Here is a 25002-nt window from a genome sequence, read left to right as displayed (position 1 = left end):
CGTCGGTCGGCGCGGAATCACACCGCGCCGCACGCGGATCAGCCGGTGTTGCGCAGGCCGGCCGCGATCCCGTTGATCGTCAGGTGAATCCCGCGGCGCAGCCGCGCGTTCGTGTCGCCTGCACGGTGGCGCTTGATCAGCTCGACCTGCAGGTGGTTCAGCGGATCGAGATACGGGAAGCGGTTCTTGATCGAGCGCGCGAGCAGCGGGTTGGTCGCGAGGCGGCCTTCGTGCCCGGTGATTTCCGCCAGCGCCTGCGACGTGCGCTCCCATTCCGCGACGATCCGCTCGAATACGTGCTTGCGCAGCTTGCGGTCGGAAACCAGCTGCGCGTAACGCGACGCCACTGCGAGGTCGGTCTTCGCGAGCACCATGTCCATGTTCGACAGCAGGTTCGAGAAGAACGGCCAGGTCTTGTTCATCTTCTTCAGCAGCGCGACGCGCTTCGTGCGTTCGGCGTCGTCCTGCGCGCCGTCGAGATACGCACTCACCGCGCTGCCGAAGCCGTACCAGCCCGTCAGCAGCAGCCGGCACTGGCCCCACGAGAAGCCCCACGGAATCGCGCGCAGGTCCTCGATCTTGCGCTGCTTCGGATCCTGCAGCTTGCGCGAGGCCGGGCGGCTGCCGATGTTCAGCTCGGCGATCTCGGTGATCGGCGTCGACGAGAAGAAGTAGTCGGTGAAGCCCGGGGTTTCATAGACGAGTGCGCGGTACGCGGCCATCGCCGAATCGGACAACGTCTGCATCGCGGCCTCGAACGCGGGCAGTTGCGCGGGCGCGTTGTTCTGCGGCAGAAGCGTTGCTTCGAGCGTCGCGGCAACGACCGTCTCGAGGTTCCGGCGGCCGATCTCCGGGTTCGCGAACTTGCTCGCGATCACCTCGCCCTGTTCGGTCAGGCGGATCTGGCCGTTCACGGTGCCCGGCGGCTGCGACAGAATTGCCTGGTAGGTCGGGCCGCCGCCGCGGCCGACCGTGCCGCCGCGGCCGTGGAACAGGCGCAGCGTGATCTTGCGGTCGCGGAACAGGTCGACGAGCGCGAGTTCCGCGCGATACAGCTCCCAGTTCGACGTGAGGAAGCCGCCGTCCTTGTTGCTGTCCGAATAGCCGAGCATCACTTCCTGCTCGGCGCCCTGGTGCGCGATCAGCGCGTCGATGCCCGGCAGTGCGAAGTATTCGCGCATGATGCGCGCGGCGTCGCGCAGATCGGGAATCGTCTCGAACAGCGGGATCACCATCAGGCTGTTCTTCGCATCGCCGCCCGGGACGCCGAGCGCGCCTTCGAGCAGGCCCGTCTCTTTCTGAAGCAGCAGCACCTCGACGAGGTCGCTGACGGTTTCCGTATGCGAAATGATGTAGTTGCGTACCGCACGTGCGCCGAATTGCGCGCGGACTTCGCGCGCCTTCTCGAACACGCCGAGCTCGCTCTGTGCGAGCGCCGAGTATTCGAAGTACGGCAGGCGCAGCGGACGCGGGTCGGCCAGGGCGGCGAGCAGCACGCGCAGCTTGTCTTCCTCGGCGAGCGCTGCGTAGTCGGCCTCGACGCCCGCGCGGGCGAACAGTTCGGCGACCACGGCTTCGTGGATGTCGGAGCTCTGGCGCAGGTCGATGCTCGCGAGATGGAAGCCGAACACTTCGGCCGCGCGCACCAGAGGCGCGAGGCGCGGTGCGGCGAGCGACGTGCCGTGGTGTTCGTCGAGCGACGCGGTCAGCACCTTCAGGTCGGCAACGAATGCTTCGGAATCCGCGTACGGGACCGCGCGCACGGGCGGCGCGCCGCGGCCCGCGCTGCGCACCGGCACCGTGCCTTCGCCGAGACGCACGCGCGCGCTTGCGGCGAGGCGCGTGTAGATGCCGATCAGCGCGCGGCGGTACGGCTCGTCGACGCGGTGCGGCGACTGGTCGGGCGAAGCTGCCGCGAGCGCCTTCACGGCGTCGTTCGCGCCGACCAGCAGGTTCGACACCGACAGCTCGGCGCCGAGCTTGTGCACCTGTTCCAGGTAGTGCTCGAGGATCACCGCGGCCTGGCGGTTGATCGCTTCGTCGAGCGTCGCCGCCGTCACGTTCGGGTTGCCGTCGCGGTCGCCGCCGATCCAGCTGCCCATCTGGAAGAACGCGGGTACGCGCGCGGACAGGCCGTGCTCGGCGAGCGCGGCCTCGATGTCGCCGTACAGCGCGGGCAGTTCGTCGAGGAACGTCGCGCGGTAGTACGACAGCGCGTTCTCGATCTCGTCGCCGACCGTCAGGCGCGAGTCGCGCAGCATGCGGGTCTGCCACAGCGCGGTCACGCGCGCGCGCAGCATCGATTCGTTGTACTGCCGCTCACGGCTCGTCAGCTCCTGGTCGCGCTCGGCGAGCAGGCGCGCGATGTCGTGCTGCGCGTCGAGGATGCTCTTGCGCTGCACTTCGGTCGGGTGCGCGGTCAGTACCGGCACGATCAGCGCATCGTCGAAGAAGCGCTGCAGCAGGCGCTTCGACGCGTTGCCGGTCGTCTTCAGCTGTTCGAGCGCGTACGCGACCGTGCCGGGCTGCGACGCCGAGCCGGCCAGCGCGTGGATGCGGCGGCGGCGGTTGTGGTGGCGGTCTTCCGCGATGTTCGCGAGGTGCGAGAAATAGCTGAACGCGCGCACGACGCTCACCGTCTGCTCCGGCGTCAGCTTGCGCAGCTTCTTCTCGAGTGTCTGCGCGGCTTCGTTGTCGTCCTCGCGGCGGAACTTGACCGCGGTCTGGCGAATCGTCTCGACGACGTCGAACACGGTGTCGCCTTCCTGCTCGCGCACCACGTCGCCGAGCAGGCGGCCGAGGAAGCGGATGTCGTCGAACAGCGGGCCGTCCTTGTCGTCGCGCGTGCGCGTGCCGGACTTCGGCGCGGCGGCCGGGCGGGTCGCGGTGCGGGCAGCCGGGCCGGCGGCTTTCGTCGTGCGTTTTGTCTGACGTATCGGGTCTTTCGGTTTCGTTGCCGTTTTCGCACGGCCGTTCGCGGCGGTGGCGACGGTGTCCGTCGAGGCGTCGGAGGAGGACAGGGCAGCATTGCGGCGCGCCGTACGCGCCGATCCGGAAGACTTCACGATGGGTTTCCTTGGGAAAGCTCGAGTCAAAAGGAACTGCGGAAACTGCGAAACTGCGGTCAAGCAACCAGCTACGTGCGGCACATCCGCGCATCGGCGCCGCGACCCGCTCGGCGGCAGGCCGGGCGCAGGCTCCGGGCCCGGGCGGGCAGGGGCGTGCGTGCTACCATTGTTCGATCCTCAATCCCGTCCTTCGATGTTCCAGCAATGAATTCCGAGACCCCTGCGGCCGGGCCGCAACAGGCACAGTCGCCCGCGACGTTGACGATTGCTTCGCGCGAGAGCCGCCTGGCGATGTGGCAAGCCGAACATGTGCGTGATGCGCTGCGCAAATTATATCCAGCTTGTGACGTGAAAATCCTCGGGATGACGACGCGCGGCGACCAGATTCTCGACCGTACGCTGTCGAAGGTCGGCGGCAAGGGCCTGTTCGTGAAGGAGCTGGAGGCCGCGCTGGCCGACGGCCGTGCCGATCTCGCCGTGCATTCGCTGAAGGACGTGCCGATGGCGCTGCCCGACGGCTTCTCGCTCGCCGCGATCATGGAGCGCGAAGATCCGCGCGATGCATTCGTGTCGAACGATTACGCGTCGCTCGACGCGCTGCCGGCCGGTGCCGTGGTCGGCACGTCGAGCCTGCGCCGCGAGGCGATGCTGCGCTCGCGCTACCCGCACCTCGACGTGCTGCCGCTGCGCGGCAATCTCGATACGCGCCTGGCGAAGCTCGATCGCGGCGACTACGCGGCGATCATCCTCGCGGCCGCCGGCCTGAAGCGCCTCGGCCTCGAAACGCGGATCCGCGCGCTGCTCGACGTCGAGGCGAGCCCGCCCGCCGCGGGCCAGGGCGCGCTCGGCATCGAGATCGCATCGCACCGCAACGACGTCGCCGCATGGCTCGCGCCGCTGCACGACCCGCAGACCGCGCTCGCGGTCGAGGCCGAGCGGATGGTGTCGCGCGCGCTCGGCGGCAGTTGCGAGGTGCCGCTCGCCGCGCACGCGGTGTGGCGCGCAGGCGAGCTGTACCTGACCGGCCGCGTGTCGACGACCGACGGCAAGCGCGTGCTGACGGCCGAGGAGTGCGGGGCTGTCGTGACCGTCGCCGATGCGCTCGCGCTCGGCCGCGCGGTGTCCGATGCGCTCGAGGCGCAAGGCGCACTCGACATCGTCCAGGCGCTGCTCGCGGGCTCGCCGGCCGCCGGCAAGGGCGACGCCTGATGGCGGGCGGCGCACGCACGTTCACCGCTGTCCTGACGCGCCCGGACGGCCAGTCCGGCGCGCTTGCGTCGCAACTGGCCGAGGCCGGCTGCGACGTACTTGAATTCCCGTTGATCGACATCGCACCGGTCGACGATCCGGCGCCGCTCGACGCGGCATTCGCGGCGCTCGCCGACTACGCGCTGGTGATTTTCGTGTCGCCGAACGCGATCGACCGCGCGCTCGCGCAGTACGGCGCGATCTGGCCGAACGCGCTGCCGGTCGGCGTGGTCGGGCCCGGCAGCGTCGCGGCGCTCGAGCGTCACGGCATCGCGGCGCCCGCGCATCGCGTGATCGCGCCGCAGGCGCCGGCCGACGGTGGCGTACCTCATTACGATTCGGAAAGCCTGTTCGCCTGCATCGACGCCGAGTTCGGCGGCGCGCAGGCGCTGGTGGGCAAGCGCGTGCTGATCGTGCGCGGCGACGGCGGGCGCGAATGGCTCGCCGAGCGATTGCGCGAGGCCGGCGCCGATGTCACGCTCGTCGCCGCGTACCGGCGCGTCGTGCCCGAGCCGCGCGTCGGCGCGTGGGAGCGCGTGCATGCGCTGCTCCACGGCGAACCGCATGCGTGGCTCGTTACGAGCTCGGAAGGCGTGCGCAACCTGCACGAACTCGCGCGGGCGCATCTGAACGATGCCGAGATCGACGCACTGAAGCACGCGCCGCTCGTGACACCGCATCCGCGGATCGAGCAGACCGCGCGTTCATTGGGTTTTGATAGGATTACGCTGACCGGCGCGGGCGATGAGCGCATCGTCCGCGCGTTTCGAACGATGGCCGACGAGGCCGTCCAACCGGCGACAGCCGCACCGGTGACTAAACGCATGACAGATACCAACGATTCCAATAGCGTCGCTTCCCAGCCGGCCGCTGCATCCGCACCGCCGTCCCGCCCCGCCTACATGGGCGCCGAACCGCCCGCGCGCCGCGGCGGCAGCGCGGTGCTGTGGTTCGTCGTCGTCGTGCTCGGCTGCGCGGCGGGTGTCGGCGGCTACGCGCTGAACCGCAAGATCGACCGGCTCGACGGCTCGTTCGTCGCACGCCAGAAGGCGCTCGACGCGCAAGCGGCTGAAACGCGCACGAAGACCGAGCAGGCGCTCGCCAGCACGCACCAGGTCGACACGCAGCTCGCGCAGCTCGACGGCAAGCTCGCCGACGCGCAGAGCGCACAGCAGGCGCTGCAGCAGCAATACCAGGACCTGTCGCGCAACCGCGATGCGTGGATGCTCGAGGAAGTCGACCAGATGCTGTCGAGCGCGAGCCAGCAGCTTCAACTGACCGGCAACACGCAGCTCGCGCTGATCGCGCTGCAGAACGCCGACGCGCGCCTCGCGACGTCGCAGAGCGCGCAGGCGGTCACGGTGCGCAAGGCGCTCGCGCTGGACATCGAGAAGCTGAAGGCCGCACCGGCCGCCGATCTCACGGGCCTCGCGATCAAGCTCGACGATGCGATCGCGAAGATCGACGCGCTGCCGCTGTCCGGCGAGGCGATCGTCCCGCACGAGGCGCCGAAGGCCGCACCGGCCGACGCCGCATCGTCGGCCGTGGCCGGCGAGCCGCGCTGGAAGGTGTGGTGGCATGACTTCTCGGCCGGCCTCGGCCAGCAGTTGAAGGGGCTCGTGCAGGTCCGCCGCATCGACAACGCGGACGCGATGCTCGCGTCGCCCGACCAGGGCTACTTCGTGCGCGAGAACGTGAAGCTGCGCTTGCTGACTGCCCGCCTGTCGCTGCTCGCGCGCAACGACAGCGCAATGAAGGCCGACCTGCACGCTGCGCAGGCGTCGCTCGGGAAGTATTTCGACCAGGCCTCGAAGGACACGCAGACCGTCGAGGATCTGCTCAAGCAGGTTGACGGCGCATCGCTGACGGTTGCGGTGCCGAACCTGAACACGAGCCTGAACGCCGTTCAGCAGTTCAAGAGCCGGGGGTAACGATGACGCTTCGAGGAATCGTCTGGCTCGCGGTCCTGTTCGCGATCGCCGCAGCGCTCGCCACTGTCGGCCGTTTCGACGCCGGGCAGGTGCTGCTCGTCTATCCGCCGTACCGGATCGACGTGTCGCTGAACCTGTTCGTGATCGCCATCGTTGTGCTGTTCATCGTCGTGTATGCGCTGCTGCGCATCGTGCGCAACATCTGGCGCATGCCGCAGCGGGTCGCCGCGTATCGGGCGCGCTCGCGCAACGAGAAGGCGCAGGCATCGCTGCGCGACGCGATCGCGAACCTGTACGCGGGCCGCTTCTCGCGCGCGGAGAAGGCCGCGCGTGAAGCGCTGTCGGTCGATGCGAACCTGGGCGCGGCGAGCCTCGTCGCGGCCACGGCCGCGCACCGGATGCACGAGTACACGCGCCGCGACGACTGGCTGTCGAAGGTCGACGCGCCGGAATGGCAGGACGCACGGCTGCTCGCCGCGGCCGACATGCGCGCGGATGCGCGTGATGCCGACGGCGCGCTTGCCGCGCTGGCCGACTTGCAGGCGGGCGGCAAGCGCATCCATGCGCAGCAGGTTGCACTGCGTGCGCAGCAGCAGCTGAAGAACTGGGCCGAGGTGCTGAAGCTTGCGAAGGCGCTCGAGAAGCGCGAGGCGCTGCATCCGGCTGCAGCCGTGCGGCTGCGCCAGCAGGCCGCGGAAAACCTGCTGCGCGAACGCCGGCACGACCCGGATGCGCTGCTCGAGGTGTGGCAGTCGCTGTCGCCGGTCGAGCGCCAGTCGCCGCGCCTGGCCGATCTCGCCGCGGAGCTGCTCGTGCCGCTCGAGCGCCGCAACGAAGCGCGCCGCATCGTCGAGGATGCGCTCGCGCACAACTGGGATGCCCGCTTGCTGCGCCGTTACCCGGATACGGCCGGCGCCGATGCGCTGCCGCTGATCCAGAAGGCCGAAGGCTGGAAGAAGGATCACCCGGAAGATGCCGACCTGCTGTTCGCGCTCGGTCGCCTCTGCCAGCAGCAGCAACTGTGGGGCAAGGCGCAGTCGTTCCTCGAATCGGCACTGAAGCTGGCCGACAACGAGGCGCTGAAGGTGCGTGCGCATCGCGCGCTCGCGCGGCTGTTCGAGCATCTCGGCGAAACCGACAAGGCCGCGAAGCATTACCGCGAAAGCGCGCTCGCGATCACAGTGGTCTGACGCGCTGCGGCGATTGCTTGCCGTGCGTAAAAAATGCCCCGAACGCCGTCAGGCATTCGGGGCATTTTTCGTTCCGTGTGCGGCGCGGCCGCGCGCGGTCACGGCGGTGCGTTACTTGTCGACCAGCCGCTTCGGCACCGACAGCGCCAGCAGTCCGCCGAGCACGAGGAACCCGGCGAGCATGTACATGCCCGAATCGTTGGCGCCCGTTGCCTGCTTGAGCCAGCCCATCATGTACGGGCTGAGGAAGCCGGCGAGGTTGCCGATCGAGTTGATCATCGCGATGCCGGCCGCGGCCGCCGTGCCGCCGAGGAATGCGGTCGGCAGGCTCCAGAACAGCGGCAGCGTCGTCAGGATGCCGATCGTCGCGAGCGTGAGGCCAAGCATCGCGAGCGCGGTCTGGTGCGCCCAGATCACCGACAGCACGAGCCCGAGCGCGCCGATCGCGGCCGGAATCGCGACGTGCCAGCGGCGTTCGCGGTGCCGGTCCGCGCTGCGTGCGATCAGGATCATCGCGACCACGGCGGCCGCATACGGAATCGCCGACAGCAGGCCGATCATGAACGTGTCGGTCACACCGGTGGCCTTGATGATGGTCGGCAGCCAGAAGCCGACGCCGTAGAGCCCCATCACGAACGAGAAGTAGATCAGCGCCATCAGCCATACGCGCGGGCTCGACATCACGGCGCCGAGCGGCGGGTCTTCCTTGGTGGCTTCCTCAGCATCGACATTGCGCGTGAGGAGCGCCTTTTCGTCGTCGGTCAGCCAGTTCGCCTTCTCGATCCGCTCGTCCAGCTTGAGGAACACGACCACGCCGACCAGCACCGACGGGATGCCCTCGAGCAGGAACAGCCATTGCCAGCCGTGCCATCCGCTGATGCCGTCGAACGCCTTCAGGATGAAGCCCGAAAGCGGTCCGCCGATCACGCCGGACAGCGCGACGGCCGTCATGAAGAACGTCGTCATCCGGCCGCGCCGGTGTGCGGGATACCAGTAGGTGAGGTAGAGGATCACGCCGGGGAAGAAGCCCGCTTCGGCGACGCCGAGCAGGAAGCGCATCACGTAGAACATCGCGGGCGTCGTGACGAACATCGTCAGGATCGAGATCACGCCCCACGTCGCCATGATCCGCGCGATCCACACGCGTGCGCCGACCCTGTGCAGGATGATGTTGCTCGGCACTTCGAAGAGGAAATAGCCGAAGAAGAAGATCCCGGCGCCGAGCCCGTAGACGGTGTCGCTGAGGTTCAGGTCGCTCGCCATCTGCAGCTTCGCGAACCCGACGTTCACGCGGTCGAGATACGCGACCACGTAGCACAGCAGCAGGAGCGGCACGAGCCGCCACGACACCTTGCGGTAGGTTGCTTCCTCGAATGCGCCGGACGAGCCCGGCAGCGACTGCGTCGATGTTGCCATGTTGTCTCCTGTCGATCAAAGTTAGCGCTTCAGCGCTTACTTGGGTCCCATGCTTTGCGGTCGATCAAAGTTAGCGCTTCAGCGCTTACTTGGGTCCCATGCTTCGCGGTCGATCAAAGTTAGCGCTTCAGCGCTTACTTGGGTCCCATGCGCCTCTGTCCTTGTTGTTGGCCGGAGAAGGCGCGGCGGCACCCGATCCGGTTTCGTGCGAAGCAATGCGTGGATGTTCCGGCCGGTGGAAACCGGCTCGGCACGCGAACAGCGCGATGCGGCTAGATGCAGCGTCCGCCGTCGACCTCGAGGCAAACGCCCGTGATGAATTCAGCTTCGTCGGAGGCAAGGTAAAGCGCGGCGTTCGCGATGTCCTGCGGCGTCGAGAAGCGGCCGAGCGGGATCGTCGCGAGGAACCGGCTGCGGTTCTCGGGGGTATCCTCGCAGCCCATGAATTCGGTCATCAGCGCCGTTTCGCCGAGCACCGGGTTGATGCAGTTCACGCGGATGCGATCGGCGCCGAGTTCGGCCGCGAGCGACTTGCTCGCGGTGATCATCGCGCCCTTCGTGCTGTTGTACCAGACGAGGCCGGGCCGCGGCCGCACGCCGGCCGTCGACGCGACGTTCACGAACACGCCGCCGCCCTGTTCGCGGAAGTACGGCACGAAGGTCTGCACGCACCAGAACAGGCTTTTCATGTTGACCGCATACACGCGGTCGAATTCGGCTTCCGTTACGTCGAGCACCGGCTTGTTGCGGTGCGTGGTGCCTGCGTTGTTCACGACGATCTGCACTGCGTGGAAATCGTCGAGCGAGGCCTGCAGCAGCGCGTGCCAGTCGTCCTGCTTCGACACGTCGCCGGCCACCGCGATGGCCTTGCCGCCCGCGAGCGCGATCTCGCTCGCGACGCGCTCGGCTGCCGCCCCGTTCAGGTCGTTGACGACGACGTTCGCGCCTTCGCGCGCATACGTCTTTGCGATGCCTTCGCCGAACCCCGAGCCGCCGCCCGTGACGATGGCCGTCTTGCCGCTCAACCGCATGGTGTGTCTCCTGTGCTGGATATGAGTGTCGTCGTGCTTCGGCACGCGGCCGGGTGCTGCCGGCCGCGTGACAGGTGCTGCGTGCCAAGTGCCGCGTGCGGCGCGGTCAGCCGTGCCGGATCGCGATCGTTTTCAGTGCGGTGAAGCCGTACAGCGCCTCGAAGCCTTTCTCGCGGCCATGCCCCGAGTGGCCGACACCGCCGAACGGCAGCTCGACGCCGCCGCCCGCGCCATAGTTGTTGATGAACACCTGGCCCGCCCGCAGGCGCCGTGCGAGCCGCATCTGGCGTGCGCCGTCGCGCGTCCAGATACCCGCGACGAGGCCGTACGGTGTGCCGTTCGCCAGCGCGACGGCTTCGTCCTCGTCGACGAAACGCATCGCGGCGAGCACGGGGCCGAACACTTCCTCCTGCGCGAGCCGGTGCGACGGCGGCACGTCGCGCAACAGCGCGGGCGCCTGGTAGAAGCCGCTTTCGGGCGCGTCGGCGACGACCTGCCCGTGTGCGGCCATCGGAATGCCGTCGTGCTGTGCGTCGGACAGGAAATCCCACACGCGCTGCTGCTGCTTCGCGTTGATCAGCGGGCCGCAGTCGAGGTCGGCGCGGCTCGGGCCGACGCGCAGCTCGCTGAATGCGGTGGCGAGGCGCTCGACGAGCGGCTCGTACACCGCGCGCTCGATCAGCACGCGGCTGCCGGCCGAGCAGGTCTGCCCGCCGTTCTGCACGATCGCGGACACGAGCACGGGCAGCGCCGCTTCGAGATCGGCGTCGGCGAACACGATCTGCGGCGACTTGCCGCCGAGTTCGAGCGTGACGGGTACGTGGTTCTCGGCCGCCATCTGCGTGACCAGCTTGCCGGTGGCCGGCGACCCCGTGAACGAGATGTGGTCGATGCCGGGATGGCGTGCGAGCGCGGCGCCGGCTTCATGGCCGTAGCCGGTGACGATGTTGAGCGCACCGGCCGGCAACCCGGCCTCGACGGCCAGCTCGGCGACGCGCAGCAACGACAGGCACGCATCCTCGGCCGGCTTGACGACACAGGCGTTGCCGGCCGCGAGCGCGGCGCCGACGCTGCGCCCGAAGATCTGCATCGGGTAGTTCCACGGCACGATGTGGCCCGTGACGCCGTGCGGCTCGCGCACCGTCAGCACCGTGTAGCCGGCTTGATAGGGGAGGGTTTCGCCGTGCAGCTTGTCGGCGGCGCCTGCATAAAACTCGAAGTAGCGCGCGAGCGCGGCCGCGTCGGCGCGTGCCTGTTTCAGCGGCTTGCCGGTATCGCGCGCTTCGATCGCGGCGAGCTCCTCGATCGAGGCGGCGACACGCGCCGACAGGCGCATCAGCACGCGGCCGCGCTCGGCGGCGCTGGCGGCGCCCCACGGGCCCGCGAATGCGTCGCGGGCCGCGGCGACCGCCCGCTCGATGTCGGGCGCCGTGCCGCGGGCGATCGACGCGAACGGCTGGCCGTCGGAGGGATCGACGACCGCGATGGTTTCCAGTTGCGCGGGCAACGCCCATTCGCCCGCGATGAAGTGCTTCGCCTCTTCCATGCCAGCTCCTGTCGACCCGAGTTAGCGCTTTAGCGCTTACTCGGGTCCCATGCTTCGCGGTCGACCCGAGTTAGCGCTTCAGCGCTTACTCGGGTCCCATGCTTCGCGGTCGACCCGGGTTGGCGCTTCAGCGCTTACTCGGGTCCCATGCTTCGCGGTCGACCCGAGTTGGCGCTTCAGCGCTCACCCGAGCCCCATGCTTCGCGGTCGGCCCGAGTTGGCGCTTCAGCGCCCACCCGAGCCCCATGCTTCGCGGTCGCCCCGAATTGGCGCTTCAGCGCTCCCCCAGGCCCCATGCTTTGCGGTCGGCCGGCGCCAGCGCTTCAACCGCCGACACCGATTCCATTTAACGCGGCCGGTGGTTCGATGGCCGGGCATCCGGAACGATTATCGGCCGATCGTCATCCGGACGCCACCGGTCGATTGGCTATAATGGCGCATTCCCTTGCGGGACGCCTGCGGCGATGCATCGGCCGCGGCGCCCTGTCCCGAATTCCCATCGACCTACAGAGAGTGCTCATGAGCTTCAATCATGTTCCGGCCGGCAAGGACCTGCCGCAAGATTTCAACGTGATCATCGAGATTCCCGCGCAAAGCGATCCGGTGAAGTACGAGGCGGACAAGGAGCTGGGCCTTCTCGTCGTCGACCGCTTCATCGGCACGGGCATGCGCTATCCGGTGAACTACGGCTACATTCCGCAGACGCTGTCGGGCGACGGCGATCCGGTCGACGTGCTCGTGATCACGCCGTTCCCGCTGCTGGCAGGCTCGATCGTGCGCTCGCGCGTGCTCGGCATGCTGCAGATGACCGACGAATCGGGTGTCGACGCGAAGCTGGTCGCCGTGCCGCACGACAAGGTGTGCCCGATGACGGCAAACCTGAAGTCGATCGACGACGTGCCCGAGTACCTGAAGGACCAGATCAAGCACTTCTTCGAGCAGTACAAGGCGCTCGAGAAGGGCAAGTGGGTGAAGGTCGAAGGCTGGGCAGGCATCGAAGCCGCGCACAAGGAAATCACCGACGGCGCAGCGAACTACAAGAAGTAAGCGGCGTACCGGCCGACGGCCGGTTCGTGCGAAACGCAAACCGCGCGTGTCTCCTCAGGAGGCCGCGCGGTTTTGTTTTGTGCGTTGGGAGCGCTTGCGTACGGCGGCGGGTACGGCCGCGGGCGACGTGGCGGTGGTCGGCGCGTCCTTCGTGCGCTTCGCGCGGCGAGGGGCGGCGGGAGCCGCGGGCGCTTCGGCGGCTTGGGTGGCAGGCGGGCGGCGGCGGGCCGATGCGGGCGTCGTGTTTTCGCGTCCGTTCGTAACGGGTTTGCCGCTGGCTGCCTGAGCGTTTCTTTTCGACGATGCGGGCGCGGCTGGTTTGTCCTTTTTTACCGGTGTGTCGCGCGATGAAGGCTTTCTTGCGACCGCATCGCTGTCGGGCTTCTTGCGTTTTGCGACCGGGGCAGCTTCTGTCGCCTTGGGAGGCTTGGCGGCTTTTGCGGGCTTGTCGACCTTTTCGGTTTTCCCGGTTTTCCCTGCCTTTCCGGCCTTCTTCGGGCTTTTGCCCGTCTCGACCGCCTTCTCCGCGCTATCGACGTTCTTCGCTTTCTTCCGCCCGCGCGCACCGGCCTTCAACCCGGCCACATCACCGCTCGTATCGACGGCCGCCACGGCCGGCAGCACCGACTCCAGCGTCCGCAACCCGGCCGCCAGTTCCCGCTTCTGCACCGCCGTGAGCCGCTTCACCCAGTACTCGGCGCGCGACGCGCTCGACCGGTCGGGCAGCGGAAACGACGCGAGCACCGCACGCGGCTTGCGCGAGCGCGTATAGCGCGCGCCCTTGCCGGATGCGTGCTCGTCGAAGCGCGCGGCAACGTCGGTCGTGATGCCCGTATAGACGCTGTCGTCGGCGCATTCGATCAGATACAGAAACCAGGACATGGCAGGGCGGCAGGATGCGAAGCCGCCAGTGTCTCAGAAAAAGCGCCCGTCAACGCCAGCGATCGCCGTGCCCGTCGCGGAAGCGGCTCGGCGCCGAGCCAAGTTCGCGCGTGAAGAAGCGCGTGAACGCGCTCGTCGAACGGAAGCCGACCCGCGCGCCGATCTCGCCGATCGGCAGTTGCGTGTTCAGCAGCAGGTCGCGTGCTTCACCGAGCCGCGCCTGCGCGACGAGCGCGTGAAACCCGACCGCTTCGCGATGCAGCCGCCGGCGCAGCGTCCAGCGCGACATCGCGAAGCGCGCGCAGACGTGCTCCATCAGCGTGTCGGACGGCACGTCGGCGTCGTCGGACGTGCGCAGCCAGTCGCGCACGCATTGCTCGACCGACGAGCCGAACGTCGAGCGGGCGCGCACGCGCTCGCGCGCGGCGTCGGCCGCATGACGCTGGATGTCCGCGAGCGGCGCGTTGTAGCGCTCGAACGGCGTGTCGAAGCGCGCTGAGCGCAGCACGACACGGTTGCATGCGGCATCGAACGACACCGTCGCGCCGAGGAGGTCGCGCAACGCGGCCGTCGGCGCGAATGCGCGGCCCGCGAACGCGGCTTCGTCGATCCGCACGTGCGGATCGTACAGGCGCGCAAGCGCGACGAGGATCGCGAAATTCGCGAACGCGCTGCTGGCGGGCCGGCCGTCACCCTCGTTCACGTACTCGAGTGCGATCGCGCCGCCCGTTTCATGCGCGAAAAGCCAGTCGACGTTGCCGATCAGTTCGCGGTAGCGCAGGTAGCCGTGCAGCGCGTCGCGCAGCGTCGCGGCGTTGCAGATGATGCCCGCGAGCTCCGGGAACGGTGCGAGCCACGGCACGACCTGCGGTGGCGGCCGACGCCATGACAATGGCCAGTCGCTCATCAGCCGCATGGCGGCGACGTGCCGATCGCCGGGGATGCGCCGTGCATCGTCGGCGAGATCGGCCGCGCCGATGCCGAGCGTCGCATACAGCGGCGCGACGTCGAAGCCGTTGCGCCGCATGTCGTCGAGCGCCTGTCGGTAGAGCCGGACGGATACCGATTTCTGTCGTAACTCCATGTCTCTCTCCATGACCTTCGGGTTGCCCCCGCTGCGAGAGGTCAGGTATGGCTCCTGCCGGTCTAGCATGGTGACCGGTCGATTTTTTGAACTGGGACGCTGGAGTGTGGTGACAAGTACAACAGATCGATTCAGGCGGATCAATGAAAACTTCGCTGCTCCGGCGTTCGACGATTGCGTCCGCGTGGGCGATCGAGGCGTTGCCGACGACGGTGACGCTCGCCGCGCACCGAGCCGAAGGGGGGATGTGGCATGCAGCGAAGCCGGCCGTGACTTCGTCGCATGCGGGGGCCCTTGATGGCGTTACTCGTGGCCGCGCCGGAACGGATCGTGTTCGCGCAGTTCGTCGACGTACGCGTGGATATGCTCGGTCTCTCGTTCGAGAAAGCGCGCGACTGCGTCCGAGAACGCCGGGTGCGCGAGCCAGTGCGCGGAGTGCGTGACGGTCGGCAGGAAGCCGCGCGCGAGCTTGTGTTCGCCTTGTGCGCCGCCTTCGAACGTATCGAGCCCGGCCTCGATGCAGAATTCGAGCAACTGGTAGTAGGCCGTTTCGAAATGCAGGCAGGGCACGTGTTCGAGCGCGCCCCAATAGCGGCCATACAGCGTGCCGCCGCCGTTTTCGCCGCGCCGGTAGACGGCGAGCGCACTCGCGATCGGCTGGCCGTCGGCTTCCGCGATCACGAGCAGCAGGTTCTCGGGCATCGTCGCGCCGATCGTGCGGAAGAAGTCGAGGTTCAGGTACGGGCTCGAATAGTGTTCGCGATAGGTCTGCCGGTAGCAGCGCGAGAAGAAACGCCAGTCGGCGTCGGTGATCCGGTCGCCGGTGAGCCGCCGGAACGTCACGCCCGCGTCGTGCACCTTGCGCCGCTCGGCACGGATGTTCTTGCGCTTCTTCTGTTCGAGCGTGCCGAGGAAGTCATCGAAGTGGCGGTAGCCGTCGTTGATCCAGTGGAACTGCACGCCTTCGCGCAGCATCATCCCCATCGATTCGAGGAGCGCCGCTTCGTCGGCGGTCGGGAACAGCACGTGCAGCGACGATACGTCGCTCTGCTCGGCGAACGCGAGCAGCGTGGCCGCGAGCCGGCGGCGCGCATCGTCGTCGGCCGCGAGCAGGCGGGTGCCCTGCACGGGCGTGAACGGCACCGCGCACAGCAGCTTCGGGTAGTAGGGCAGGTCGTTGCGCTGGTACGCGTCGGCCCAGGCCCAGTCGAACACGTATTCGCCGTACGAATGCTGTTTCGCGTAGACGGGCGCGGCGGCCGCGAGGCGGCCGGTGCGCGCGTCGGTCAGCGTGACGAAGTGCGGCGACCAGCCGGTATCGTCGACCGCGCAGCGCGCGACGTGCAGCGCGTCGAGGAATTCGTGGCGCAGAAAGGGTGTCGGCTGCGCGTCGCGGGCGAGCAGCGCGTTCCATTCGTCGGCCGGCACTTCCGCTGGGGACGACAGGATGCCCGTGCGATAATCGATGCGTTCGTGTTTCAAGCGTGAATCCGTACCGTTCTGTGTCGCCGGATGCGCGGGCCTGCGCGGCCCGCACCGGGACGATTTCGTCAGCCGTTCAGGGCGCGCCGCCGGGCTGCGCCGATCCCGCCATGAAGACCCGACTCGCTCTCGCCCAGATCAACGTCACCGTCGGCGACTTCGCCGGCAACGTCGCGCGGATCGTCGCGGCCGCACGCGCCGCGCACAACGATGGTGCGCAGCTGATGGTCGCGCCGGAACTCGCGCTGTCCGGCTATCCGCCGGAAGACCTGCTGCTGCGGCCCGCGTTCTACGCGGCGGCCGCCTCGGCACTCGACGCACTCGCCGACGCACTGAAGGCGTTCGACGGGCTCGCGGTGCTGGTCGGCCATCCGCTGCGTGGCGCGCACGAAGGCGCGCACGCGCCAGCCGTCGATGGTAATGCAAACCGCCCGATCGAGCGCGGCCTGCCACCCACCGATACCTATAACGCGGTTTCGCTGATCGTCGGCGGCGAGATCGTCGGCACCTACCGCAAGCAGGATCTGCCCAACACCGAGGTGTTCGACGAGAAGCGCTATTTCGCGACGGACGCCGAGCCGCTCGTGTTCGAGCTGAACGGCGTGAAATACGGCGTGATCATCTGCGAGGACGCGTGGCATGCATCGGCCGCGCAGATCGCGAAGGCGGCCGGGGCACAGGTGCTGCTGATCCCGAACGGTTCGCCGTACCACATGAACAAGGAAGCGGTGCGCATCGACATCCTGCGCGCGCGGATCCGCGAAACCGGGCTGCCGATGGTGTACGTGAACCTCGTCGGCGGCCAGGATGAGCTCGTGTTCGACGGCGGCTCGTTCGTGCTCGACGCGCAGGGCGCGCTCGTCGCGAAGATGCCGCAGTTCGTCGAAGGGCACGCGATCGTCGAATTCGACGGCGCACGGCCGCTGCCGGGCGCGATCGAGCCCGAGCTGCCGACGGACGCGCAGGTATATCGCGCGCTCGTGCTCGGCGTGCGCGACTACATCGGCAAGAACGGGTTTCCGGGCGTGCTGATCGGGCTGTCTGGCGGCGTCGATTCGGCGCTGGTGCTGGCCGTCGCCTGCGATGCACTCGGGCCGGAGCGCGTGCGCGCGGTGATGATGCCGTCGCGCTTCACGGCCGACATCTCGACCACCGATGCGGCGGAAATGGCGCGGCGCGTCGGCGTGCGCTACGACGAGATCGCGATCGCGCCGATGTTCGATGCGTTCCGCGCATCGCTCGCGGGCGAGTTCGCGGGGCGCGCGGAAGACGCGACGGAGGAAAACATCCAGGCGCGCATCCGCGGCACGTTGCTGATGGCGCTGTCGAACAAGTTCGGCTCGATCGTGCTGACGACCGGCAACAAGAGCGAGATGGCGGTCGGCTACTGCACGCTGTACGGCGACATGGCCGGCGGGTTCGCGGTGATCAAGGACATCGCGAAGACGCTCGTGTACCGGCTCTGCCGCTATCGCAACGCAACGGCCGACTACCCGCTGCGCGACGTGATCCCCGAGCGGATCCTCACGCGCGCGCCGTCGGCCGAGCTGCGCGAGAACCAGACCGACCAGGACAGCCTGCCGCCGTACGACGTGCTCGACGCGATCATGCGGATGTACATGGAAGAGGACCGGCCGCTCGCCGAGATCGTCGCGGCCGGTTATGCGCAGGCCGACGTCGAACGCGTGACGCGGCTCATCAAGATCAACGAATACAAGCGCCGCCAGGCGCCGATCGGCATTCGCGTCACGCATCGCGCATTCGGGCGCGACTGGCGCTACCCGATCACGTCACGGTTTACCGAACGCCTCGATTGAGCCGTGCTGGGCCGCATGCGGCTCGCAGGCTTACAATCGGGGTCGCGATTTTTCATCGAAACGAGCATTGGGGGACAACCACCATGAAACGCATTACTGCCATCATCAAGCCGTTCAAGCTGGACGAAGTCCGCGAAGCGCTCGCCGAGGTGGGTCTCACGGGCCTGACCGTGACGGAAGTGAAGGGCTTCGGCCGCCAGAAGGGCCATACCGAGCTGTATCGCGGCGCCGAATACGTCGTCGACTTCCTGCCGAAGATGAAGATCGAGGTGGTCGTCGCGGAAGCGCAGGTCGACCAGGTGATCGATGCGGTGATCGGCGCGGCGCGCACCGGCAAGATCGGCGACGGCAAGATCTTCGTGTCGGACGTCGAGCGCGTGATCCGCATCCGCACCGGCGAAGAGAACGAAGCGGCCGTCTGAGCGCCGTATTCGTGAGCGGGTCGCACAAAGCCGGCCCGCCAATAAAAAACGGTGCGATACCCGGTTGGGTACCGCACCGATACGCGCCTCTCGCAGCAGCGTGGAAAACGTCGTTGAATCGATTCTTTGAGAACGGCGCCTGATCAGAACAGGTGCTGGATACCGGCGTAGACGCCGGTCTGGCTGCCGCCCGGATGCGGGTTGCCGGTCGACACGGCGGTGCCTGCACCGTTCGCGTTCAGACCGAAGTTGGCCGACGAGCTGTTGCGCACCGTCGCGGCCTGCAGGTCGAACAGCGTGCGCTTCGAGATGTTGTACGAACCGCCGATCGTGTAGATGTTCGCGTTGCCGCCGCCGTGGTTCGCGTTCACGTGATACACGGCCGCGATCAGCGCCGCTGCCGGCGTTGCCTGCCACGTCACGCCGCCCCACACCTGCTGGGTGCCCGTCACGCCGGCGTTCACTGCCGGGCCGCCGCTGCCGTCGGCGCGCGATGCCTGGTAGGCTGCCTGCACCTTGAACTGGCCGAGGAACACGTTCACGCCCGCGAAGTATTCACGCGAGTAGTTGAACACGTCCGAGAAGCGGCCGTTGCTGTCGCGCGTTTCGTCGTAGATGCCGCGCAACTGGAACAGCGCGTTCGTGTAGGTGACCTGACCGCCCATTGCACGGCCCGGTTGGCCGGCCGTCGTGTTGCCGTTGAAGCTGGTCGAGTTCGAGAACGAGAACTGGCCGTAGAAGTCGAGGCCGTAGAGCGACGGCGACTGGTACGACACGTTGTTGCTGGTCTTGTTCCAGTTGCGGCCGCGCACCAGCGAGGCCGTCGACCAGGCCGACTGGCCGAACGGGTCGAAGTCCCACACGCCGTTGGCGATCGCGAGCTCGCGACCCAACAGCAGCGTACCGTAGCGGTCGTTCGAGATACCGACGGTCGCGAAACGATCCCAGATCGAGCCGCTGAAGCCGCCCGTCATCGTATTGAACGCGCCTTCGAGGTGGAACAGGACCTTGTTGCCGCCGCCGATGTCCTCGGTGCCCTTCAAGCCCCAGAGGCTCGTGCCCCAGTCGCCGCTTTCCGCGCGCACTTGGTGGCCGTTTTGCAGGCCGTTCAGGTACTCGATGCCGGCATCCAGGCGGCCATACAGCGTGACGCTGCTCTGCGCGTGCGCCGTCACCACCCCAGCAGCCATCAGCGCGGCCGCGACCAAAGCTTTCTTCATCATCTCCTCCATACCCTGTCAAAAAGTCAACCCAGACTGCACGAGATGCCCGGAGCGCGAGCGCCGGGCAAAAGCGGGATAACCAGGGAGACCTCGTGCAGGGCCGGTAAGCGCAGCACGCGGGCAAGCGGACGGAAGACCGTTGAGCATTCCCGCGCAGCCGGGTCGGCCTGCGGGGTCTCCTTGTAGTGTCGTGAAGCTAAACTACATTTCACGAACTTCGTTTTGCTACTTTGGTTACTAATTTAGCAAAAATACAATTTTGTGGCGATGGAAATCGTTGTTTGACTAACACGTGTCGCCAAATTGCCATGCAACACGGTGGGCAACAGGGGTGCCAAGGGTTTGCAATTAACGGAAAACCCTTGTCCCGCAAGGGAGACACGCGTTTTGCAAACGGGGGTCAAGGATTGCCACTATTGACGCTGCGGGGGGCGCAGGCGTAGGCGTCAATGACGAGAAACTGGTAAGTATTTCGTAATGAGCAGGCGACCGCCGGAGATGGCCGTACGCTGCCTGGAACGCTTGTCCGTCAAGGCCCGGCGCGATGTGCCAACGTGTGTCGGTCAGGCGGCGGCGGGCCTCGCGTCGAGCAACTGCGCACGAATCCAGCGATGCGCATCGGTGCGCGCATGCTTCGCATGCGAGTAGACCTTCACGGTGTAGCGCGGGATCTCGAACGGCGCCGGAAAGATGCGGATCGGCGCCGCGTGCCGCAGCGCCTGCGCGGCGCGGTTCGGCACCGTCATCAGCAGCGAGGATTCCGCGATCACGAACGGCGCGGCCAGCACGGTCGGCAACTGCACGGCAACCTGCCGCGCGAGGCCGAGCCGCTCGAGCACGTGGTCGACGACGCCGCGCGACTCGTTCCACGGCGTGACGACCACGTGGCGTGCCGCCAGGTACTGGTCGAGCGTCAGGCGCCGGCGAATCTCCGGGTGCGTGGCGCTCGCGATCACGACGTAGTCGTCGGAGAACCAGTCGAAGTCCTCGATGCCCGGCGCGTCGGCCGCCGATTCCTCGTGGTAGCCGAGCGCGAAATCGATGCGGCCGGCCGCGAGTTCGTCGACGGAAATCTTGCGGTCGGAATGCACGACGCGGATCCGCAACTGCGGCGCGACATGCTGGATGCGGGCGAGAAACGCTGGCAGCACGGCGAATGCCGTGTAGTCGGTCGCCGCGAACACGAACGTGCGGTCGCTTTGTGCGGGATCGAAGCGGCGTGCGCGGGCGAGCCCCTTCGACATCGTGTCGAGCGCGTCGCCGGCCCAGGTGGCGATGTCGTCGGCGCGCACGGTCGGCTGCATCTCGTTGCCGAGGCGCACGAACAGTGCGTCGCCGATCGCGTCGCGCAGCCGCGCGAGCGCGTGGCTCAACGCGGACGGGCTCAACGCGAGCTCGTGCGCGGCCGCGGCGACGGACCGGTGGCGGTACAGCGCATCGAACACGAGCAGCAGGTTCAGGTCGAGGCGGCGCAGATCAGGATGCATCATGTTCAGGTCCGGATGAAGAAACTGCACTTCCTGCAGGAGCTGCATGAACGTAGCATGTTGCTCTGACGGGTGCCAGCGCGGCTGCGCGGCGCCGTTTCCCGTTTCAAGTCCGGGCCGGAGGAGGGCCCCCACCCGTGCAAATCGATATCCGTTCCGCCACCGTCGCCGACGTGCCGCAAATCCTGCGTTTCATTACCGAGCTGGCCATCTACGAGAAGGCGGAACACGAAGTGGTCGCAACGCCCGCGTCGCTTGAGCGCAGCCTGTTCGGCGAGGGATCGCCGGCGCGCGCGCTGATGTGCGAGGTCGACGGCGAGCCGGCCGGCTTCGCCGTGTATTTCTTCTCGTATTCGACGTGGCTTGCCCGGCAGGGGCTGTATCTCGAGGATTTGTACGTGTCGCCGCGCTTTCGCGGCGCGGGTGCCGGGCTGCGGCTCCTGAAGGCGCTCGCGCGGATCGCGGTCGAGTCGGGCTGCGGGCGTTTCGAGTGGAGCGTGCTCGACTGGAACGAGCCGGCGATCCGCTTCTACGAGAGCGTCGGAGCGGCGCCGCAGAGCGAATGGGTGCGCTACCGGCTCGCGGGCGACGAACTGCGTGCGTTTGCCGACGGCGCGCCGGTGAGCGCCGCGTAAACGCAAAACGGGCGCCGCGCGGCGAACCGCGGGCGCCCGCTCGTACGGCGTGCGTTACTTGAGGCTGCCCGACAGGAACCCGCGCAGGCGTTCGCTCTTCGGGTTGGCGAACACCTCGGACGGCACGCCTTCTTCCTCGACGCGGCCCTGGTGCAGGAACATCACGTGGTTCGACACGTTGCGCGCAAAGCCCATCTCGTGCGTGACGACGATCATCGTGCGGCCTTCCTCGGCGAGCTTCTGCATCACCTTCAGCACTTCGCCCACCAGCTCCGGGTCGAGCGCCGACGTCGGCTCGTCGAACAGCATCACGTCCGGATGCATCGCGAGCGCGCGTGCAATCGCCACGCGCTGCTGCTGGCCGCCCGACAGGTGCGACGGATACTGCTTCTCGACGCGCGGCGCGAGGCCGACTTTCTCGAGATACTCGCGCGCGCGCTCCTCGGCTTCCTTCTTCGGGATGCCGAGCACGTTCACCGGCGCTTCCATCACGTTCTCGATCACGTTCATGTGCGACCAGAGGTTGAAGTGCTGGAACACCATCGACAGCTTGGTGCGCACGCGCTGCAGCTGCTTCGAATCGGCCGCGCGCAGCGCGCCCGTCTTGTCGAGCGCGGTGCGCACTTCCTCGCCGTCGACGAAGATGCGGCCCGCGTTCGGCTGCTCGAGGAAGTTGATGCAGCGGAGCATCGTGCTCTTGCCGGAGCCGGACGAGCCGATCACGCTGATCACGTCGCCCGAGTTCGCCTTCAGCGACACGCCCTTGAGCACCTCGTTGTCGCCGTACCGCTTGTGCAGATCGTCGACGAAAAGCTTCTGAGTCTGGGAGTTCATCAATAGTCCTGCGAAAACTTACTTGCCTTGCGGGCGCAGATACGCGAGCCAACGGCGCTCGGCCTGGCGGAACAGCCAGACGAGCGTGAACGAGATCGCGAGGTAGAGCAGGGCGGCGATGCCGAACGCATGGAACGACATGTAGGTCGCCGAGTTCACGTCGCGGGCGATCTTCAGGATGTCCGGCACGGTCGCCGTGAACGCGACGGTGGTCGCGTGCAGCATCAGGATCACTTCGTTGCTGTACAGCGGCAGCGCGCGGCGCAGCGCCGACGGCAGGATCACGCGGCGATACATCGTGAACGTCGACATCCCGTACGCGCGCGCGGCTTCGATCTCGCCGTACGACGTCGCCTTGATCGCACCCGCGAAGATCTCGGTGGTGTACGCGCAGGTGTTCAGCGTGAACGCGAGGAGCGTGCAGTGCATCCCGTCGCGGAAGAACGCGTCGAGCATCGGCGTGCCGCGCACCGCCTGCAGGCTGTAAAGGCCCGTGTAGCAGAGCAGCAGCTGCACGTAGAGCGGCGTGCCGCGGAACACGTACGTGTAGAGCCACACGGCGCCAGACAGCCACTTCTTCTTCGACACGCGCGCGACCGCGAGCGGTATCGACAGGCAGAAGCCGAGGCCGATCGACACGACCAGCAGCCACAACGTGATCGCGACACCGGTTATGCGATAGCCGTCGGTGTAGAGATAGTTGCGCCAGTATTCTTGGATGAGTTCGATCATAGGTCAGCCTTGCGGACGCCGGTCGAGTAGCGCTTTTCGAGCCACATCAGCACGAAGTTCGAGATCGTCGTGATCGCGAGGTAGACGGCACCTGCGATCAGCGTGAAGAAGAAGAACCGCAGCGTGCCCTTGCCGGCGTCCTGCGACGCCTTCACGACGTCGGCCAGGCCGATGATCGACACGAGCGCGGTCGACTTCACGAGCACCTGCCAGTTGTTGCCGATGCCCGGCAGCGCGAAGCGCATCATCTGCGGGAACATGATCCGCGTGAACACCTGCCAGTTCGTCATCCCGTACGCGCTGCCGGCCTCGAGCTGGCCGCGCGGCACCGACAGGAACGCGCCGCGGAACGTCTCGGTGAAGTACGCGCCGTAGATGAAGCCGAGCACGAGCACGCCGGCGAGGAACGGGTCGATGTCGATCTGGTCCCAGCCGAGTGCGTCGGTCGCCATGTTCAGCCAGATCTGCAGGCTGTAGAACAGCAGCAGCATCAGCACGAGGTCGGGCACGCCGCGGATCAGCGTCGTGTAGACGGTGCCGACGCCGTTCGTGAAGCGGTTGCGCGACAGCTTCGCGCCCGCGCCGAGCAGGCCCAGCAGGAACGACAGCGCAAGCGAAAGCACCGCCAGTTTGACGGTTTGCCAGGTGCCAGCGAGGATCAGCGGGCCGTAACCTTGTAGAAACATTGAGTGGTCCCTGGTGTGGTCCCTTAGGGCGCACGCGGTGCGCCGCGAAAGACGCGTTCCGCCCAAGCTGCGCGGAACGCCCCGTGCGTATCATGACCGTCCGCCCCGGCATCGGTGCCGGGCCCGCCCGTCGCGCGAACGGCGGGCAGGAGGCGGGCGGCGCGTGATTGACTGCCTGTACTGACCGGATGCAGGGCCGCCCCCGCATCCGTCGTTTCTTCTATTCGTCGCTCAGCGGGCCGAAGCCGAATAGACGCTGAACGCGAAATACTTGTGCGACAGCCGGTCGTACGTGCCGTCCTTGTGCATGTCGGCCAGCGCCTGGTTGATCTTGAGCTTCAGGTCCGTGTCTTCCTTGCGCAGGCCGATCGCGGTGCCGTCGCCGATCGTCTTCGGATCCTTCACTTCCGGCCCGGCAAACGCGAAGCCCTTGCCGCGCGGCGTGCGCAGGAAGCCGTAGTCGGCCTGCAGTTCGTCCTGCAGCGTCGCGTCGAGACGGCCCGAGCCGAGATCGGCATAGACCTGGTCCTGGTTCTGGTAAGGAATGATCGTCACGCCCTGCGGCTCCCAGTACGCCTTCGCATAGGTCTCCTGCGTCGAGCCCTGCTCGACGCCCACGCGCTTGCCCTTCAGCGACGCGACGGTAGGCAGCAGCGGCGAGCCGGTCTTCGCGATCATCCGCGCCGGTGCGTCATATACCTTGTCGGAGAAGTCGATCTGTTCGCGGCGCTTGTCCGTGACGGTCAGCGACGACACGATGACGTCGTACTTCTTCGCCTTCAGCGCCGGGATGATCCCGTCGAGATCCTGCGCCACCCACACGCATTTCACGTTGATTCGCTTGCAGATTTCCTTGGTGAGATCGACGTCGAAACCGACGATCTCGCCGCTCGGCGCGGTCGACTCGAACGGCGGGTAGCTGGCGTCGACGCCGATCCGCACGGTCTTCCACTCCTTCGCGAAGGCGCTGCCCGCCACGAGGGCGAGGGCGGCGCACAGGGCGGCCTTCTTCATTTCCATCCTTCTGTTGCTGACTTTCCGGGGAGCGCTCGCGGCCGGTCGGACCGGGCGCCGCGGCGTATTCTAGACGGCCAAAAATCGCCGATCGGCGCGTTGGCAATGACGGCCGCCGGAACGGCGAACGCCAAAAGGCCGGTATTTTACCCGAACGCGATACCCGGAAACCGGCAATCCTGGCCGACCGATCGATTCTTCGACGCATTGATCCGGCTGTTGCGATA

20 protein-coding genes are annotated in these 25002 nt (G+C 67.3%); 7 read left to right on the top strand and 13 right to left on the bottom strand.

Going from position 1 to position 25002, the window contains the following annotated elements; genetic code table 11:
* Window positions 1–38 precede the first annotated feature (38 nt).
* Window positions 39–3065 (bottom strand): phosphoenolpyruvate carboxylase, encoded by a 3027-nt coding sequence (ppc, locus tag LXE91_RS00970; RefSeq protein ID WP_039368571.1) that lies wholly within the window; start codon window positions 3063–3065, stop codon window positions 39–41.
* A 207-nt stretch (window positions 3066–3272) separates the two neighbouring features.
* Between ppc and hemC the strand changes: the two genes are divergently transcribed.
* Genes hemC through LXE91_RS00955 form a run of 3 tightly spaced genes read left to right on the top strand, consistent with a single transcriptional unit; the run spans window position 3273 to window position 7437 of the window.
* On the top strand, window positions 3273–4277 hold the full coding sequence (hemC, locus tag LXE91_RS00965) for a hydroxymethylbilane synthase (RefSeq protein ID WP_039368569.1): 1005 nt from the start codon (window positions 3273–3275) through the stop codon (window positions 4275–4277).
* A complete protein-coding gene (gene hemDX, locus LXE91_RS00960; RefSeq protein ID WP_039368566.1) occupies window positions 4277–6247 on the top strand; it encodes a fused uroporphyrinogen-III synthase HemD/membrane protein HemX in 1971 nt (656 codons plus the stop codon). Before hemC ends, hemDX begins: the two co-directional genes overlap by 1 nt.
* A 2-nt stretch (window positions 6248–6249) precedes the next feature.
* Window positions 6250–7437 (top strand): heme biosynthesis protein HemY, encoded by a 1188-nt coding sequence (locus LXE91_RS00955; protein WP_039368564.1) that lies wholly within the window; start codon window positions 6250–6252, stop codon window positions 7435–7437.
* A 111-nt stretch (window positions 7438–7548) separates the two neighbouring features.
* On the opposite strand, the gene LXE91_RS00950 is transcribed toward LXE91_RS00955, so the two are convergent.
* From LXE91_RS00950 to LXE91_RS00940, 3 genes are all read right to left on the bottom strand, one after another.
* The gene (locus LXE91_RS00950) at window positions 7549–8853 is read right to left on the bottom strand and encodes an MFS transporter (RefSeq protein WP_039368562.1); all 1305 of its coding nucleotides are present in this window, start codon (window positions 8851–8853) and stop codon (window positions 7549–7551) included.
* Between the two features lie 272 nt (window positions 8854–9125).
* Window positions 9126–9884, bottom strand: a complete 759-nt coding sequence (locus tag LXE91_RS00945) for an SDR family oxidoreductase (RefSeq protein ID WP_039368558.1) — start codon at window positions 9882–9884, stop codon at window positions 9126–9128.
* Window positions 9885–9990: 106 nt separating this feature from the next.
* A complete protein-coding gene (locus LXE91_RS00940; protein WP_039368555.1) occupies window positions 9991–11430 on the bottom strand; it encodes an aldehyde dehydrogenase family protein in 1440 nt (479 codons plus the stop codon).
* A 519-nt stretch (window positions 11431–11949) separates the two neighbouring features.
* On the opposite strand from LXE91_RS00940, the gene ppa reads away from it, so the two are divergent.
* On the top strand, window positions 11950–12477 hold the full coding sequence (gene ppa / locus LXE91_RS00935) for an inorganic diphosphatase (RefSeq protein ID WP_011352863.1): 528 nt from the start codon (window positions 11950–11952) through the stop codon (window positions 12475–12477).
* 54 nt (window positions 12478–12531) lie between these two features.
* On the opposite strand, the gene LXE91_RS00930 is transcribed toward ppa, so the two are convergent.
* From LXE91_RS00930 to LXE91_RS00920, 3 genes are all read right to left on the bottom strand, one after another.
* Window positions 12532–13359 (bottom strand): GIY-YIG nuclease family protein, encoded by an 828-nt coding sequence (locus tag LXE91_RS00930; RefSeq protein ID WP_039368551.1) that lies wholly within the window; start codon window positions 13357–13359, stop codon window positions 12532–12534.
* A 49-nt stretch (window positions 13360–13408) separates the two neighbouring features.
* Window positions 13409–14443 (bottom strand): helix-turn-helix transcriptional regulator, encoded by a 1035-nt coding sequence (locus LXE91_RS00925; protein ID WP_039368548.1) that lies wholly within the window; start codon window positions 14441–14443, stop codon window positions 13409–13411.
* A 303-nt stretch (window positions 14444–14746) separates the two neighbouring features.
* Window positions 14747–15925, bottom strand: a complete 1179-nt coding sequence (locus LXE91_RS00920; RefSeq protein WP_039368545.1) for a GNAT family N-acetyltransferase — start codon at window positions 15923–15925, stop codon at window positions 14747–14749.
* A 110-nt stretch (window positions 15926–16035) separates the two neighbouring features.
* Between LXE91_RS00920 and LXE91_RS00915 the strand changes: the two genes are divergently transcribed.
* Entirely contained in the window at window positions 16036–17742 is a 1707-nt protein-coding gene (locus LXE91_RS00915; RefSeq protein ID WP_039368619.1) for an NAD+ synthase, read from the top strand.
* Window positions 17743–17825: 83 nt separating this feature from the next.
* Complete coding sequence (locus LXE91_RS00910; protein ID WP_006398637.1) at window positions 17826–18164, top strand: P-II family nitrogen regulator; 339 nt, start codon at window positions 17826–17828, stop codon at window positions 18162–18164.
* A 143-nt stretch (window positions 18165–18307) separates the two neighbouring features.
* Here LXE91_RS00910 and LXE91_RS00905 read toward each other — a convergent pair whose 3' ends face one another.
* A complete protein-coding gene (locus tag LXE91_RS00905; protein ID WP_039368615.1) occupies window positions 18308–19387 on the bottom strand; it encodes a porin in 1080 nt (359 codons plus the stop codon).
* A gap of 563 nt (window positions 19388–19950) precedes the next feature.
* Window positions 19951–20922, bottom strand: a complete 972-nt coding sequence (locus LXE91_RS00900) for a LysR family transcriptional regulator (RefSeq protein WP_321200091.1) — start codon at window positions 20920–20922, stop codon at window positions 19951–19953.
* Between the two features lie 89 nt (window positions 20923–21011).
* Between LXE91_RS00900 and LXE91_RS00895 the strand changes: the two genes are divergently transcribed.
* Window positions 21012–21509: a GNAT family N-acetyltransferase gene (locus LXE91_RS00895; protein ID WP_039368541.1), complete on the top strand. Its 498-nt coding sequence runs from the start codon at window positions 21012–21014 to the stop codon at window positions 21507–21509.
* Between the two features lie 54 nt (window positions 21510–21563).
* Here the strand turns inward: LXE91_RS00895 and LXE91_RS00890 are convergent, their stop codons facing one another.
* The 4 genes from LXE91_RS00890 to LXE91_RS00875 all read right to left on the bottom strand — a co-directional run bounded on the left by LXE91_RS00890 (window position 21564) and on the right by LXE91_RS00875 (window position 24775).
* Entirely contained in the window at window positions 21564–22343 is a 780-nt protein-coding gene (locus LXE91_RS00890) for an ABC transporter ATP-binding protein (protein WP_039368539.1), read from the bottom strand.
* Window positions 22344–22361: 18 nt separating this feature from the next.
* A complete protein-coding gene (locus LXE91_RS00885; protein ID WP_039368534.1) occupies window positions 22362–23075 on the bottom strand; it encodes an ABC transporter permease in 714 nt (237 codons plus the stop codon).
* Window positions 23072–23761: an ABC transporter permease gene (locus LXE91_RS00880; RefSeq protein WP_021158491.1), complete on the bottom strand. Its 690-nt coding sequence runs from the start codon at window positions 23759–23761 to the stop codon at window positions 23072–23074. Before LXE91_RS00880 ends, LXE91_RS00885 begins: the two co-directional genes overlap by 4 nt.
* Before the next feature lie 231 nt (window positions 23762–23992).
* A complete protein-coding gene (locus LXE91_RS00875) occupies window positions 23993–24775 on the bottom strand; it encodes an ABC transporter substrate-binding protein (RefSeq protein WP_039368529.1) in 783 nt (260 codons plus the stop codon).
* Window positions 24776–25002 lie beyond the last annotated feature (227 nt).

The organism is Burkholderia contaminans, assembly GCF_029633825.1.
GTDB classification, from domain to species: Bacteria; Pseudomonadota; Gammaproteobacteria; order Burkholderiales; family Burkholderiaceae; genus Burkholderia; species Burkholderia contaminans.
Note: the sequence above shows the minus strand (reverse complement) of the source record. Positions and strands in the feature narration are given on the sequence as shown.

Excerpts from the sequence above, each read along its gene's own strand:
- hemDX (WP_039368566.1), top strand. The coding sequence starts at position 4,277 with ATGGCGGGCGGCGCACGCACGTTCACCGCTGTCCTGACGCGCCCGGAC.
- LXE91_RS00940 (WP_039368555.1), bottom strand. The coding sequence starts at position 11,430 with ATGGAAGAGGCGAAGCACTTCATCGCGGGCGAATGGGCGTTGCCCGCG.
- LXE91_RS00915 (WP_039368619.1), top strand. The coding sequence starts at position 16,036 with ATGAAGACCCGACTCGCTCTCGCCCAGATCAACGTCACCGTCGGCGAC.
- ppa (WP_011352863.1), top strand. The coding sequence starts at position 11,950 with ATGAGCTTCAATCATGTTCCGGCCGGCAAGGACCTGCCGCAAGATTTC.
- LXE91_RS00910 (WP_006398637.1), top strand. The coding sequence starts at position 17,826 with ATGAAACGCATTACTGCCATCATCAAGCCGTTCAAGCTGGACGAAGTC.
- LXE91_RS00880 (WP_021158491.1), bottom strand. The coding sequence starts at position 23,761 with ATGTTTCTACAAGGTTACGGCCCGCTGATCCTCGCTGGCACCTGGCAA.
- LXE91_RS00905 (WP_039368615.1), bottom strand. The coding sequence starts at position 19,387 with ATGATGAAGAAAGCTTTGGTCGCGGCCGCGCTGATGGCTGCTGGGGTG.
- hemC (WP_039368569.1), top strand. The coding sequence starts at position 3,273 with ATGAATTCCGAGACCCCTGCGGCCGGGCCGCAACAGGCACAGTCGCCC.
- LXE91_RS00955 (WP_039368564.1), top strand. The coding sequence starts at position 6,250 with ATGACGCTTCGAGGAATCGTCTGGCTCGCGGTCCTGTTCGCGATCGCC.
- LXE91_RS00950 (WP_039368562.1), bottom strand. The coding sequence starts at position 8,853 with ATGGCAACATCGACGCAGTCGCTGCCGGGCTCGTCCGGCGCATTCGAG.
- LXE91_RS00900 (WP_321200091.1), bottom strand. The coding sequence starts at position 20,922 with ATGCAGCTCCTGCAGGAAGTGCAGTTTCTTCATCCGGACCTGAACATG.
- LXE91_RS00885 (WP_039368534.1), bottom strand. The coding sequence starts at position 23,075 with ATGATCGAACTCATCCAAGAATACTGGCGCAACTATCTCTACACCGAC.
- LXE91_RS00890 (WP_039368539.1), bottom strand. The coding sequence starts at position 22,343 with ATGAACTCCCAGACTCAGAAGCTTTTCGTCGACGATCTGCACAAGCGG.
- LXE91_RS00930 (WP_039368551.1), bottom strand. The coding sequence starts at position 13,359 with ATGTCCTGGTTTCTGTATCTGATCGAATGCGCCGACGACAGCGTCTAT.
- LXE91_RS00875 (WP_039368529.1), bottom strand. The coding sequence starts at position 24,775 with ATGAAGAAGGCCGCCCTGTGCGCCGCCCTCGCCCTCGTGGCGGGCAGC.
- LXE91_RS00925 (WP_039368548.1), bottom strand. The coding sequence starts at position 14,443 with ATGGAGTTACGACAGAAATCGGTATCCGTCCGGCTCTACCGACAGGCG.
- LXE91_RS00945 (WP_039368558.1), bottom strand. The coding sequence starts at position 9,884 with ATGCGGTTGAGCGGCAAGACGGCCATCGTCACGGGCGGCGGCTCGGGG.